13 protein-coding genes are annotated in these 13,492 nt (G+C 65.3%); 8 read left to right on the forward strand and 5 right to left on the reverse strand.

Translation table 11 applies throughout. The features are described 5' to 3' along the window. From L0V05_RS08570 to L0V05_RS08600, 7 genes are all read left to right on the forward strand, one after another. Nucleotides 1-2,175, forward strand: a complete 2,175-nt coding sequence (locus tag L0V05_RS08570) for an RNA degradosome polyphosphate kinase (RefSeq protein ID WP_234869694.1) — start codon at nt 1-3, stop codon at nt 2,173-2,175. 66 nt (nt 2,176-2,241) lie between these two features. Beyond that, nucleotides 2,242-3,789 (forward strand): Ppx/GppA family phosphatase, encoded by a 1,548-nt coding sequence (locus tag L0V05_RS08575; protein ID WP_234869695.1) that lies wholly within the window; start codon nt 2,242-2,244, stop codon nt 3,787-3,789. Between the two features lie 5 nt (nt 3,790-3,794). Continuing rightward, nucleotides 3,795-4,403: a VOC family protein gene (locus tag L0V05_RS08580; RefSeq protein ID WP_234869696.1), complete on the forward strand. Its 609-nt coding sequence runs from the start codon at nt 3,795-3,797 to the stop codon at nt 4,401-4,403. Continuing rightward, complete coding sequence (locus L0V05_RS08585) at nt 4,391-4,879, forward strand: GNAT family N-acetyltransferase (protein WP_234869697.1); 489 nt, start codon at nt 4,391-4,393, stop codon at nt 4,877-4,879. Before L0V05_RS08580 ends, L0V05_RS08585 begins: the two co-directional genes overlap by 13 nt. Before the next feature lie 31 nt (nt 4,880-4,910). Next, complete coding sequence (locus tag L0V05_RS08590; protein ID WP_234869698.1) at nt 4,911-5,594, forward strand: molecular chaperone DjiA; 684 nt, start codon at nt 4,911-4,913, stop codon at nt 5,592-5,594. Beyond that, a complete protein-coding gene (locus L0V05_RS08595; protein ID WP_234869699.1) occupies nt 5,591-6,664 on the forward strand; it encodes an endonuclease/exonuclease/phosphatase family protein in 1,074 nt (357 codons plus the stop codon). Before L0V05_RS08590 ends, L0V05_RS08595 begins: the two co-directional genes overlap by 4 nt. 37 nt (nt 6,665-6,701) lie before the next feature. Continuing rightward, nucleotides 6,702-7,091: an AAA+ family ATPase gene (locus L0V05_RS08600; protein ID WP_234869700.1), complete on the forward strand. Its 390-nt coding sequence runs from the start codon at nt 6,702-6,704 to the stop codon at nt 7,089-7,091. An 84-nt stretch (nt 7,092-7,175) separates the two neighbouring features. On the opposite strand, the gene scpA is transcribed toward L0V05_RS08600, so the two are convergent. Further along, nucleotides 7,176-9,305, reverse strand: a complete 2,130-nt coding sequence (scpA, locus tag L0V05_RS08605) for a methylmalonyl-CoA mutase (RefSeq protein WP_234869701.1) — start codon at nt 9,303-9,305, stop codon at nt 7,176-7,178. A 95-nt stretch (nt 9,306-9,400) separates the two neighbouring features. Between scpA and L0V05_RS08610 the strand changes: the two genes are divergently transcribed. Continuing rightward, a complete protein-coding gene (locus L0V05_RS08610) occupies nt 9,401-9,844 on the forward strand; it encodes a DUF4174 domain-containing protein (protein WP_234869702.1) in 444 nt (147 codons plus the stop codon). Between the two features lie 24 nt (nt 9,845-9,868). Here the strand turns inward: L0V05_RS08610 and L0V05_RS08615 are convergent, their stop codons facing one another. The 4 genes from L0V05_RS08615 to L0V05_RS08625 all read right to left on the reverse strand — a co-directional run bounded on the left by L0V05_RS08615 (nt 9,869) and on the right by L0V05_RS08625 (nt 13,434). Further along, complete coding sequence (locus L0V05_RS08615; RefSeq protein WP_234869703.1) at nt 9,869-11,872, reverse strand: acetyl-CoA carboxylase biotin carboxylase subunit; 2,004 nt, start codon at nt 11,870-11,872, stop codon at nt 9,869-9,871. 349 nt (nt 11,873-12,221) lie between these two features. Next, a complete protein-coding gene (locus L0V05_RS08620) occupies nt 12,222-12,620 on the reverse strand; it encodes a hypothetical protein (protein WP_234869704.1) in 399 nt (132 codons plus the stop codon). 78 nt (nt 12,621-12,698) lie between these two features. Beyond that, nucleotides 12,699-12,833 (reverse strand): hypothetical protein, encoded by a 135-nt coding sequence (locus L0V05_RS20495; RefSeq protein WP_255683688.1) that lies wholly within the window; start codon nt 12,831-12,833, stop codon nt 12,699-12,701. A 202-nt stretch (nt 12,834-13,035) separates the two neighbouring features. Continuing rightward, on the reverse strand, nt 13,036-13,434 hold the full coding sequence (locus tag L0V05_RS08625; protein ID WP_234869705.1) for a DUF6497 family protein: 399 nt from the start codon (nt 13,432-13,434) through the stop codon (nt 13,036-13,038). Nucleotides 13,435-13,492: the final 58 nt, after the last annotated feature.

Raw genomic sequence — 13,492 nt, forward strand, 5'->3', positions numbered from 1 at the left:
ATGACCCAGGCCGATTTCCTAAAGGTTCCCTTCGCCAAGCCGATCCCCCTGCCCGAGGCAGAGATCACCGGTCCCGCGCGCTATTTCAACCGAGAGCTCAGCTGGCTCGCCTTCAACTGGCGAGTGCTGGAAGAGGCGGCGAACCCGAAGGTCCCGCTGCTGGAACGGCTGCGCTTCCTGTCGATCTCGGCCACCAACCTGGACGAATTCTATACGGTGCGCGTCGCCGGCCTGCGCGAACTTGCGCGCGCCGGGAACGCCATGCTGTCCGAGGATGGCCGCACCCCGGCCGAGCAGCTGGCCCTCATCAACGCCGATGCGCGGCGGCTGATGCAGACCCAGCAGACGACGCTGAACAAGCTCAAGCGCGAGATGGAGGCGGAGGGGATCGCGATCCTGACCCGATCCAAGCTGACCTCGCGCGATTTCAAGTTCCTCGAGGCGCATTTCCTCGCCAAGGTCTTCCCGGTGCTGTCGCCCCTCGCGATCGATCCGGCGCACCCCTTCCCCTTCATCCCCAACACCGGCTTCTGCCTTGGCCTGCAATTGGAACGCAGCCGCGACGGCCGGCCGCTGCAGGCGCTTCTGCCGATCCCGCAGCAGATCACCCGCTTCATCGCGCTGCCCGCGCGCCCCGGCGAATACCGTTTCCTGCCGCTGGAAGAGCTGTTGATGCTGCATCTCAACATGCTGTTCCCCGGCTATGTCGATCGCGGCCATTGCACCTTCCGCGTCCTGCGAGACAGCGACATCGAGGTCGAGGACGAGGCGGAAGACCTTGTGCGGGAGTTCGAGACAGCGCTGAAACGTCGCCGCCGCGGCGAGGTGATCCGCCTCAAGATCTCGGCGGGCGCGCCGGAAGATTTGCGGGGCCTCATAATGGAGGAACTCGCTGTCACCGAGGACGAGGTCGTCGAGGTGCGCGGGCTTCTTGGCGTCGCTGACCTGAAGGAACTGGTGCTCGACAGCCGGCGAGACCTGCTCTGGCCGACATTCACCCCGCGGGTGCCTGAACGGGTGCAGGACCATGACGGCGACCTCTACGCGGCGATCCGGCAGAAGGACATGCTCCTGCACCACCCCTATGAAACCTTCGACATGGTGATCCGCTTCATCGCACAGGCGGCCCGCGATCCGAATGTGCTGGCGATCAAGCAGACGCTCTACCGGACGAGCTATGACAGCCCGGTCGTCGACGCGCTGTGCGAGGCGGCCGAGGCGGGGAAATCGGTGACGGCGCTCGTGGAGCTGAAGGCCCGCTTCGACGAGGCCGCGAACATCCGCCAGTCGCGGCGGCTGGAACGGGCCGGGGCGCATGTCGTCTACGGCTTCATCAACTACAAGACCCACGCCAAGATCGCGACAGTCGTCCGCCGCGAGGGCGAGAACCTTGTCACCTACACCCATTACGGAACCGGGAATTACCACCCGATCACCGCGCGCATTTACACCGACCTGAGCCTGTTCACCTGCGACCCGGCGCTTGGGCGCGATGCATCGAAGGTCTTTAACTACCTGTCGGGATACGTGCAGCCCGAGGGGCTGGAGAACCTCGCCATCTCGCCCATCACGCTGAAGCCGCGCCTTCTGGAACTGATCGCCGCCGAAGCGGCCCATGCCCGCGCCGGCCGCCCCGCCGCGATCTGGGCCAAGATGAACAGCCTGATCGAGCCCGATGTAATCGATGCGCTTTACGAGGCGAGCAATGCGGGCGTGAAGATCAGCCTTGTCGTGCGCGGCATCTGTGGCGTCCGCCCGGGCATCAAGGGGCTAAGCGAAAACATCCGGGTCAAGTCGATCGTCGGGCGCTTCCTCGAACACAGCCGCATCGTCTGCTTCGGCAACGGACAGGGCCTGCCCTCGAAGAAGGCGCGGGTGTTCATCTCCTCGGCCGACTGGATGAGCCGCAACCTGACGCGCAGGGTCGAAACTCTGGTCGAGATCCAGAACGCCACGGTCAGGGAACAGATCGTCAGCCAGATCATGGTCGCCAACATGGCGGACGAGGCGCAAAGCTGGGTCCTGCAACCGGACGGCCACTACCGCCGCGATCTGGGCGATGGACAGCATCCGCTGTTCAACTGTCACCGTTTCTTCATGGAGAACCCGTCCCTTTCCGGACGCGGCACGGCGGGGGCCAAGGACGTCCCGCGCCTCGCACAATCCGCCGATTGACGCCCGCCAAGGATTGACCCCTGGCGCCCCGGACGGCATGGTCGCGCCGGACGACGGAGAAGGCGCATGAAGCACAAGGGCAGGGAATCGGAGGATGACTGGGGCCCCTATGGCCGCCCGATCCTCGAAGACCCCTCGGCACGGGCGCTCAGTCGGGTCGGCGTGGTTGATGTCGGGTCAAACTCGGTCCGTATGGTTGTCTTCGACGGCGCGGCCCGCAGTCCTGCCTATTTCTACAACGAAAAGGTGATGTGCGGCCTTGGCGCCGGGCTCGTCGAAACCGGGCGGCTGAATCCGCGCGGCCGGGAACGGGCGTTGATCGCGCTGAAACGCTTCGCGCTTCTGGCCGATGGCATGGGCATATCCCCCCTGCGCGTTGTCGCCACTGCCGCGGTGCGCGAGGCGATTGACGGCCCCGAATTCCAGGCACAGGTGCTGAAGGAAACCGGCCTGAAGATGTTCGTGATCTCGGGCGACGAAGAGGCGCGAATCTCGGCCCAGGGCGTGCTCCTTGGCTGGCCCGATGCGCGCGGCATCGTCTCGGACATCGGCGGCAACTCGATGGAACTGGCCGAGGTCGGCGGCGGGCAAGTGGGCAAGCGCGCCACGTCGCCGCTCGGGCCGTTCCGGCTCCAGCAGGTCAAGGGGGGCGCCAAGGCCCGCAAGACTCATATCGCCGGCATCCTCGAAAAGATGCGCCCGCTCTTCACCGAAGAGGCGCCGCGGCTTTACCTTGTCGGCGGCTCGTGGCGGGTGATCGCGCGGCTCGACATGCTGCGCCGGTCCTATCCGCTGACCGTGCTGCATGAATACCGGATGATGCCTGACCATCTGCTCGAGACGCTCGACTGGATCGCTTCGGGCGATCAGGCGGCGCTGCGGGCGCAGACCGGCACTTCACAGGAACGGATGGATCTGGTCCCCCTCGCCTGCGAGGTGCTGCGTGGCCTCATCACCACCTTCCGCCCGCGCGAGGTCGATGTCTCGGCCTATGGCATCCGCGAAGGCCTGCTTTACGAACAGATGTCGGAAGGTCTGCGGGCGCGCGATCCTCTGATCGAGGCCGCACGCGTGATGGAGGCGACCTCGTCGCGGATCCCGGGATTCGGCAAGAAACTCTTCGCCTTCCTCTCGCCGCTTTACGAGGATGCCCCGCCGGAACATCTGCGGCTGGTCAAGGCCGCCTGTCTTTTACATGACACGGCCTGGCGCGCGCACCCCGACTATCGCGCCGAGATCTGCTTCGACAACGCGACCCGGGCCAACCTTGGCGGGCTAGACCATCCCGGCCGCGTCTTCCTGGGCCTCGCTCTGCTGCACCGCTACAAGAATTCGCGCTCAGGATCGCGGATGGAGCCGCTCTTCCGCTTGCTCGACGACGACCGCGTGCGCGAAGCCGAGGTCTTGGGCAAGGCGATGCGGTTCGGCGCGATGTTCTCGGTCTCCGATCCGGGCAAGGCGGGGTCGCTTCACCTTGACCGAAAACAGAACACGATCGAACTGCGTCTCAGCCCGCTTGGCGTCGGCCTGTTCGGCGAGGTGGCGCAGGCCCGCTTCACCTCGTTCGCCCAGTCCTTGCGCGCCACGCCTTCCGTCACCCTGCAGAAAGCCTGACATCGATGCGCCTCGATCATATCGCCCTGTCCGCCGCCACGCTGGAAGATGGCGCCCACCATGTCGAGTTGGCCCTGGGCGTGACGCCGGTCGCGGGCGGACGCCACCGACACATGGGCACCCACAACCTGCTGGTCGGGCTCGGCGATATCTACCTGGAGATCATCGCCATCGACCCCGAAGCTCCAAAGCCGGATTGGCCGCGCTGGTTCGATTTGGACAATCTGGCGGGGGAGCCTCGGCTCACGAACTGGATCGTCGCGTGCGAAAATCTCAAGTCGGAAATCGCCACAGGCCCTGAAGGCATCGGCCATCCGGTCAAGCTGGAGCGCGGCAGCCTGCATTGGCAAATGGCGATTCCCGAAAGCGGCAAGCTGCCCTATGACGACGCCTTTCCCGCACTGATCCATTGGGAAGGCACGGATCACCCGATCCACCACATTCCCGACAGCGGGCTCCGGCTTGTCCGGCTCGAGGTCATACATCCCCGCGCCGGCGCGCTTCGGCACGAGCTGGAGGGACGTTTCCACGATCCGCGCGTGGCGATCGTCGAAGGCGCACAAAAGGCGATCCGCGCCGAGTTCCATGGCCCGAACGGCGAATGCTTCCTGTGACGATCCGACCAGCTGCCGCGCAGGATGCGCCTGCCGTGCTGGCAATCTACAACCACTACATCCGCAATACGGTGGTCAACTTTGCCTCGACCGAAAAGACCCTGGCCGAGGTCGAGGCGATGATTGCCACCCGCCCGGCCTTCTTCGTCGCTGCGCGCGACGGCGAGGTTCTGGGCTTTGCCACCTACGGACAATTCCGCAATGGCGACGGCTATGCGCGCTGCATGGAGCATACGATCCTGCTCAGGCCCGGGGCGTCGGGCGCCGGACTGGGGCGCGCCCTGCTGACCGCGGTCGAAGACCATGCCCGCGCGGGGGGAGCGCATTCGATCTTTGCCGGGGTTGCAGCCGAGAATGCGGCGGGACGCGCCTTTCATGCCGCCATGGGCTACAGCGAAACCTGGACCCTTCGCGAGACGGGCTGGAAGTTCGGCCGCTGGCTGGACCTTGTGCTGATGCAGAAATTCCTCTCCTGACAGGGGGTCTCGGCTTCTCTATGCTGGTCCAATGTCGATCTGGACCCGCATCGCCGACGCGCTGGCGGCCCTCGTCTCCGGCGAAGGGCTGTCTGCGGTCTTCGACAAGCTGCGCACGCCCCCCGAACGGTCGGTGGCCTTCACGATTGCCGTGATCGCCCTTGGCGCGAAGATGGCCAAGGCCGACGGTTCGGTGACACGCGACGAGGTCTCGGCCTTTCGCCAGGTCTTTGCCATCCCGCCCGGCGAAGAACAGAATGCCTCCCGTGTCTTCAACCTCGCCCGGCAGGACGTCGCCGGTTTCGACTCCTACGCCCGAAAGATCGCTGCCATGTTCCGCAACGACCGGGCCGTCCTGACCGATCTCATCGAAGGGCTGTTCTACATCGCCGTGGCAGACGGCGCCTATCACCCGGCGGAAGAGGTATTCCTGCACGAAGTCGCGATGATCTTCGGCCTCGACGAACGCGCCTTCCGTGCGGTCCGGGCGCATTTCGTGCCCGATGCGCCAAAGGATCCCCACGACATCCTCGGCATCCCGCCCGACGCCACGATCGAACAGGCCCGCGCCGCCTGGAAACAGGCGGTGCGCGATTGCCATCCTGACCGGATGATCGCCCGCGGCGTGCCAGAAGAAGCGCTGCGCCTGGCCGAAAAGCGCCTCATCGCCATCAACGAGGCCTGGGCAGAGATCTCGTCACGGCAGGCGGCGTGATGCGCCCGCTTCGGCTCGCCACCTACAACATCGAATGGTTCACCCAACTATTCGGCAATGACAACCGCCTGCTGACCGATCGTGAATGGTCGGCGCGCTACAACGTCACTCGCGGCGATCAGGCCGACTCGCTTGGCATCGTCTTCACCGCCATGGATGCCGATGGTGTGATGATCATCGAAGGGCCCAACCAGGGGCACCGGCGCGACACCGTTCTCGCCCTGCAGAACTTCGCGCGGTACTACCAGCTCCGCACCTCGCGCGCGATCATGGGTTTCGCCAATGACTCGCATCAGGAAATCGCCTTTCTCTACGATCCAGACCGCATTCAGGCGCGGCACGATCCCCGGGGCGGGGGCGAGCGCGACGCCAGTGGGGCCCGCGCCCGAGCGCCGCGCTTCGACACGTCCTTCTACTTCGACATCGATGTGGATGCGGTGCCCGAACTCATCCGTTTTTCCAAGCCGCCACTGGAGCTTGCGGTCGAGGCCGATGGCCAGGCCCTTCGGCTGATCGGCGTTCATGCAAAGTCCAAGGCCCCGCATGGCGCCAACTCGCCCGAGGAAGAAATGCGCATCGCCATCGACAACCGCCGCAAGCAGCTCGCCGAATGCGTCTGGCTACGCCGCCGGGTGGACGAGCATCTGGACGCGGGCGACAGCGTCATGGTGATGGGCGATTTCAACGACGGCCCCGGGCTTGACGATTACGAGGCGCTTTTCGGCCATTCCGGCATCGAGATCGTTCTTGGACAAAACTGTGCACCGGAGATGAAGCTGCACGACCCGAATGCCGATCTCGCGCTGGTGCGCAAGCCCGCGATCACGCCGACCTCGGCGCGCTTCTGGCTCGACGACCAGAAGCGCTATTTCGAGGCGATGCTCGACTACATCATGATCTCGCCCGACCTCGCCGTCCGCAAGCCCGCCTGGCGCATCTGGCACCCGCTGAACGACCCCGGCTGCCTGAAGGTGCCCGAACTGCGCGATGCGCTGCTGGCAGCTTCGGACCATTTCCCGGTCAGCATCGACATCGACCTGAACCGCCCGTCGCCCCCGCCGAGCTTGTGATTGGAAACTGTCGTAAAGTTCGACTAGGCTGCTCCTCATGCGCTGGATAGCCCTGCCTCTCTGCCTGTTCCCCGCCCTCGCGCTTGCCGAAGACGGGATGCCCGGCCTGCCTCCGGATGACGGCGACGCGGGCAATGCGCAAATGCAGGACGGGATGGACCTTCTGGGCCTCGGCCTGCAGACCCTTCTGCAAGGCTTCGCCACCGAGATGCAGCCGCATCTCGACGAGATGGGCCAGGCGCTGGAACAGATGAAGCCGATGCTGCTGCAACTGGCCCAGCTGATGAAGAACGCCGATCAGTATGAAATGCCGGTCATGCTCGAGAACGGCGACATCCTGATCCGCCGGAAGGCCGCGCCCCCTGCTCCTCCGCCCGGTGCCGCGCCTCAGGAAGAACCCGAGGCCGGCAGCCAGATCGACCTCTAGGCCCCGGGCTTTCTTCTGTTCAAAAACATCCTCGGGGGTGAGCGCCGGAGGCGCGAGGGGGCAGAAAGCCCCCTACCCGGCCGTTCAGGCGCGCGTCGCCCGGATCAGCTTGAGGATATCCCGTGCCGCCTCGGGGATGTTGGTGCCCGGCCCGAAGATCGCCTTGACCCCGTGGTCGTAGAGGAACTGGTAGTCCTGCTGCGGTATGACCCCGCCGCAGATTACCAGGATATCCCCCGCCCCCGCCGCCTTCAGAGCCTCGACCAGCTTCGGCGCCAGCGTCTTGTGGCCCGCAGCCTGGCTCGAAATGCCGACGACATGCACGTCATTGTCGATCGCGTCCTGCGCCGCCTCTTCGGGCGTCTGGAACAGCGGGCCCACATCGACGTCGAAGCCGATATCGGCAAAGGCCGTCGCGATCACCTTGGCGCCGCGGTCATGCCCGTCCTGCCCCATCTTGACCACCAGCATCCGCGGGCGGCGGCCTTCCTCCTCGGCGAAGGCCTCCACATCCTTCTGGATGGCGGCAAAGCCGTCATCGCCCTCGTAGGCCGCGCCATAGACGCCGGCCAGCGTCTTCACCTCGGCCCGATGCCGTCCGAATACCTTTTCCATGGCGTCGCTGATCTCTCCGACTGAGGCCCGCGCACGGGCGGCTTCGACGGCGGCTTCCAGAAGGTTCCCGCCCTCGGTGGCGCGGCGGGTCAGTTCGGCCAGCGCGGCCTGCGCCTTGGTCTCGTCGCGCTTGGCGCGGGTCGCGGTCAGGCGGGCGATCTGCGCCTCGCGGACCTTGACGTTGTCGATGTCGAGGATGTCGATCGGGTCCTGCTTGGCGAGGCGATACTTGTTCACCCCGACGACCACCTCGTCGCCCCGGTCGATCATCGCCTGCCGCCGCGCCGCGCTTTCCTCTATGCGAAGCTTCGGCATGCCGCTGGCAACAGCCTTGGTCATGCCGCCCATGGCCTCGACTTCCTCGATCAGCTTCCAGGCATCCTCGGCCAGTTGAGCGGTCAGGCTTTCGACGTAATAGCTGCCGGCCAGCGGATCGACGACATGCGTGATCCCGGTCTCTTCCTGCAGGATGAGCTGGGTGTTCCGTGCGATCCGGGCCGAGAACTCGGTCGGCAGCGCTATCGCTTCGTCCAGCGCGTTGGTGTGGAGCGACTGCGTGCCGCCAAGCGCCGCCGCCATCGCCTCATAGGCGGTGCGGATGACGTTGTTGTAGGGGTCCTGCTCCTGAAGCGACACGCCGGAGGTCTGGCAATGGGTGCGCAGCATCAGGCTGCCCGGCTTCTTCGCCCCGAACCCGGACATGATCCGGTGCCAGAGCAGCCGCGCGGCGCGCAGCTTCGCCGCCTCCATGAAGAAGTTCATCCCGATGGCAAAGAAGAAGGAAAGCCGCCCGGCGAAATCATCCACGTCCATGCCGCGCGCGATGGCGGCCCGGACATATTCGCGCCCGTCGGCGAGCGTGAAGGCCAGCTCCTGCACGAGGTTCGCGCCAGCTTCCTGCATGTGGTAGCCCGAGATCGAGATCGAGTTGAACTTCGGCATCTCGCGGCTGGTGTATTCGATGATGTCGGCGATGATCCGCATCGAGGGTTCGGGCGGATAGATATAGGTGTTCCGCACCATGAACTCTTTCAGGATGTCGTTCTGGATCGTCCCCGAAAGCGCGGCCTTGGGCACACCCTGCTCTTCGCCGGTGACGATGAAATTGGCGAGGATCGGGATCACCGCGCCGTTCATCGTCATGGAAACGCTGATCTTTTCCAGCGGGATGCCGTCGAACAGCACCTTCATGTCCTCGACCGAGTCGATGGCGACGCCCGCCTTGCCGACATCGCCCACGACGCGCGGATGGTCGCTGTCATAGCCGCGGTGGGTGGCGAGGTCGAAGGCGACCGAAACACCCTGTTGCCCGGCGGCCAGGGCCTTGCGATAGAAGGCGTTGCTCTCTTCCGCCGTCGAGAAGCCCGCATATTGCCGGATCGTCCAGGGGCGGCCCGCATACATCGTCGCCCGCACGCCGCGGGTGAAGGGGGCGAGGCCCGGCAGGCTGCCCATATGAGGAAGGCTTGCCGTATCTGCTTCGGTGTAAAGCGGCTTGACCGCGATCCCTTCCAGCGTGTTCCAGGTCAGGCTGTCGGGGTCGGCCCCCTTCAACTCCTTCGCTGCAAGCTTGCGCCAGGCCTCGAGATTGTCGCTCATCGCTCTCGTCCTTCCGTCTGGCCGGGTTGGGCCTCCCGGCAGTTCCGCTTTGGTTTCAGGACGTTCCCCCCTATATCAGGGGGGAAGGAGTCCCGATGAAATCTGTTCTCAGTCTTGTCGTCGCGGCGCTGCTGCCGCTTGCCGTTCTGGCGCAGGAAAGCCCTGCACCTGCAGTCGGCCCTGTCACCGCGAATACGGTCACGCTCAGCCAGTTCCTCTGGGTCCAGCGGCCTATCGTGGTCTTCGCCGATACGCCGAACGATCCGCAGTTCCTGCGCCAGATGGCCCGCATCGAGTCGGATCTCGGGGAGTTGGCCGAGCGCGACGTGGTGGTCATCACCGACACCGATCCCGCCGCCGCCACCGACGCCCGCCAGCGGCTCCGCCCGCGCGGCTTTGCGCTGGTGCTCATGGACAAGGATGGCGAGGTGAAGCGCCGCGTGCCGTCCGCCTGGACTGTGCGCGAGATCACCCACGCCATCGACCGCTTCCCGCTGCGCCGGCAAGAGATGCTGGAGCAGCGGCCGGCAGGACGGTAAGGCAGCGACCGCGGCTCCATCGCCTTACTCGAACTCCATGATTACGTCGTCGACCTTGAGGCTCGCCCCGGCGGCCGCGCTGATCTTCTTGACCACGCCTTTCCGCTCGGCCTTGAGGATGTTCTCCATCTTCATCGCCTCGACGGTCGCCAGTGCCTGGCCTTCCTGCACCTCGTCGCCTTCGGCCACGCTGATCTTCACCACAAGGCCCGGCATCGGGCAGAGCAGGAACTTCGACGTATCCGGCGGCAGCTTTTCCGGCATCAGCAGCGACAGCTCGTGCTGGCGCGGGCTGCGGACATGGCATTTCAGATCAGCACCGCGCAGGCGCAGGCGGAAGCCGGAGGGTATCTTGCCCACCTTCATCACCAGCGGCGTGCCGTCGACCATCAGGCGGGCGAGCGGCTGTCCCGGCGTCCAGTCCGAGGTGACGCGGTGGTGCGAGCCGTCTGGGAAATGCACGGTCGAGCCGTCGCGGTCGGCCTCGATCCGCACCGGATGGCTTTCGCCTTGCAGGCTGACCACCCAGTCGTCGCCGACGCGGCGCTGGTGGTTGTCCATCGTACCGGAAATCCGGGTGCGGCGGATCTCGGCCACGCGATTCATCGCGGCAGCGGCGGCGGCGATGCGGCGGATGTCATGGCCATGCAGGACCGCGCCCTGGAAACCTTCGGGGTATTCCTCGGCGATGAAGGCGGTGGTGATATTGCCCGAGACGAAGCGGGGATGGTCCATCACCGCGCCAACGAAGGGCAGGTTGTGGCCGATGCCTTCGACCTCGAACGTGTCGAGCGCCAGACGCATCTCCTCGATCGCCTCGGCCCTTGTCGCGCCCCAGGTGCAGAGCTTGGCGATCATCGGGTCGTAATACATGCTGATCTCGCCGCCTTCATAGACGCCGGTATCGTTGCGCACGACGCCGCCGCGCTCGGTCGGCCCCTCCATCGGCGGGCGGTAGCGGGTCAGCCGCCCGATCGAGGGCAGGAAGTTGCGATAGGGATCTTCGGCGTAGAGGCGGCTCTCCATCGCCCAGCCGTTGATCTTGAGGTCCTTCTGGGCGAAGGGCAGCTTCTCTCCATTGGCCACGCGGATCATCTGCTCGACGAGGTCCACGCCGGTGATGAGTTCGGTGACCGGGTGTTCCACCTGCAGGCGGGTGTTCATCTCGAGGAAGTAGAAGTTCCGCGCGCCATCGACGATGAATTCCACTGTCCCGGCACTGGTATAGCCCACGGCCTTGGCCAGCGCGCAGGCCTGTTCGCCCATGGCGCGGCGGGTTTCCTCGTCAAGGAAGGGCGATGGCGCTTCTTCGATGACCTTCTGGTTGCGGCGCTGAATCGAGCATTCGCGTTCGTGCAGATAGACGCAGTTGCCGTGCTTGTCGGCCAGCACCTGGATCTCGATGTGGCGGGGCTGGGTGACGAACTTTTCGATGAAGATGCGGTCGTCGCCGAAAGAGGACGCCGCCTCGTTCTTGGACGACTGGAAGCCCTCGCGCGCCTCTTGGTCGTTCCAGGCGATCCGCATCCCCTTGCCGCCACCGCCGGCCGAGGCCTTGATCATCACCGGATAACCGATCTCGCCCGAAATCTTCACCGCCTCGTCGGCATCGGCGATCAGGCCCATATAGCCCGGCACGGTCGAAACCTTCGCCTCCTGGGCGATCTTCTTCGAGGTGATCTTGTCGCCCATCGCCTCGATCGCCGGGGACGGTGGGCCGATGAAGACGACACCCTCCTTTTCCAGCGCGGCGGCGAAGGCGCGGTTCTCGGACAGGAAGCCATAGCCCGGATGGACAGCCTCGGCGCCGGTCTGACGGATGGCGTCCATGATCTTGTCGATCACGATATAGCTCTGTGCAGCCGGGGGCGGCCCGATATGCACCGCCTCGTCCGCCATCTGCACATGCAGCGCGTTGCGGTCGGCATCGGAATAGACCGCCACCGTCTTGATGCCCATCTTGCGGGCGGTCTTGATGACGCGGCAGGCGATCTCGCCCCGGTTGGCGATCAGGATCTTCTTGAACATTGGGCTCCCCCTCGGGCGCGCCGGTGGGCCTGGCGCGCGTCAGTGACGATATCGGGCCGCGCTAGCCGCCCGATCTCTGAAGACTCCCGCAGATCGCCCAGGCGGGCGGCGGCGGTTGCGATTGCTTTTGTGGAATGACCGGTCAGCCGACCCAGACCCGGGAAAGACCTGCCCGGTCCGGGACCGGGCAGGAAGTAGGGAAAAGGGAACTGGTCGTGACGAACCCGGGAAAGGCCGGGAACTGCATCAGGATGCCCGCCTTGGGCTTCCGGCACAAAGGCCAAGGCGTGCCGGCCCAGAACCTGCGCGAGGATTTGCCGGAAGGAGTCTGGCCGCGGCGGAAACATGCCTACTCGTCCTCCCAGTCGTCGTCGTCGCCTTCGGGAAGCGGTTCGGCATCCTCGGCAAAGACTTCGGGAAACGAGGCCTGCGCCCGCTTCAGGTCAATTCTCAAGAGAGCTTCGTAACTTTCTGGATCGAAGGGATCTTCCGCCGGAACAACCTCACGCCCGAACAACCAGCTCAGGCGCCCGGCATCCAGGTTTCCGCGCTCGAACGGCTCTTCACCGAACTGCGCCCAGAGCGCTGCCATGAACATGCGATCGGCCATGCGATCGACATGCTTCCGGTCCCGGAAGCGCTCGCGCCGGATGATCTTGGTCGGGCCGTCCTTGTGGTTGGCGCGGCGTATGGTGAACTGAAGATCGGTGCCCGGAAGGCGGCTCGGAAACCCGCGGTGTTTCAGCATGGCGCGCGCCCTCCGGTGGAGGCGGCGTCATTGCCGACGGGGCAAGCCGGACCAGCCGGCCAGCCCCGCCGTTTCGTGTCACTTGTATTTGCCGGTGAAGGTCGGTTCGGTCGTGACCGGCTCTTGGACAACGATGGCTTCTTCCTTGGGTTTGCAAGCCGCCGCGAAAGCGACGAGGCAAAGGGCAAGAAGCACGCGCGTGCTCGTGGACATCCTCTACTCCTAGTTTCTTGGGGGGATGACGGATCAAGCCTCAGCTCCCCGCGCCCCCGATGCGAGGTAGTGGCCGCTTGGGATGGGCCACGAGTCACCTTAGCCGATCCCGGCGAGATTGCCCATGCATCGCATGGGAAGTTGGCAGGTTGTGACACGCCTACATCATCTTGTTGCGGCACGCCGCAAAATCCAGCATTCATCAGAACATGTCCCACACGCATTGCCCGTCCGTGAAGCTGTAGGCTTCGAAGAACTGGGTGGCATCCGGCGCCGACTCGCCGAAGGGCAAGGGGCGGTCGGACAGAGAGATCACTATCTGCGCCGGCTGCGGCCCGAGATTGGCGATCCTGGGAACGGCATAGTTCTGGCAGAGCCACTCCATGTCGGCCGAGGCTGCCTCGAAGGAGACGGCTCCACCCTTGGCTATGCCGGGGGCGACGAAGCGGAAGCGCAGGGTCAGTCCCGCCGGTCCTGGCGCATTCCAGACCACATCTTGCAGCGTGATCGCCTGCCCCGACGGCACGGCGATCTGGGTCGGATCGGCGGGCAGCACCTGCTCGCCCTCCGCCTGCACGGCAATCGGCGCGAAATCGGTCATGACCGCCCCCCCACCCAGATGGCCCAAATCCTGCACCGCATGCCCGCACCTCCATGAC

This window comes from Alitabrizicola rongguiensis, from assembly GCF_021491355.1.
GTDB classification, from domain to species: domain Bacteria; phylum Pseudomonadota; class Alphaproteobacteria; order Rhodobacterales; family Rhodobacteraceae; genus Aliitabrizicola; species Aliitabrizicola rongguiensis.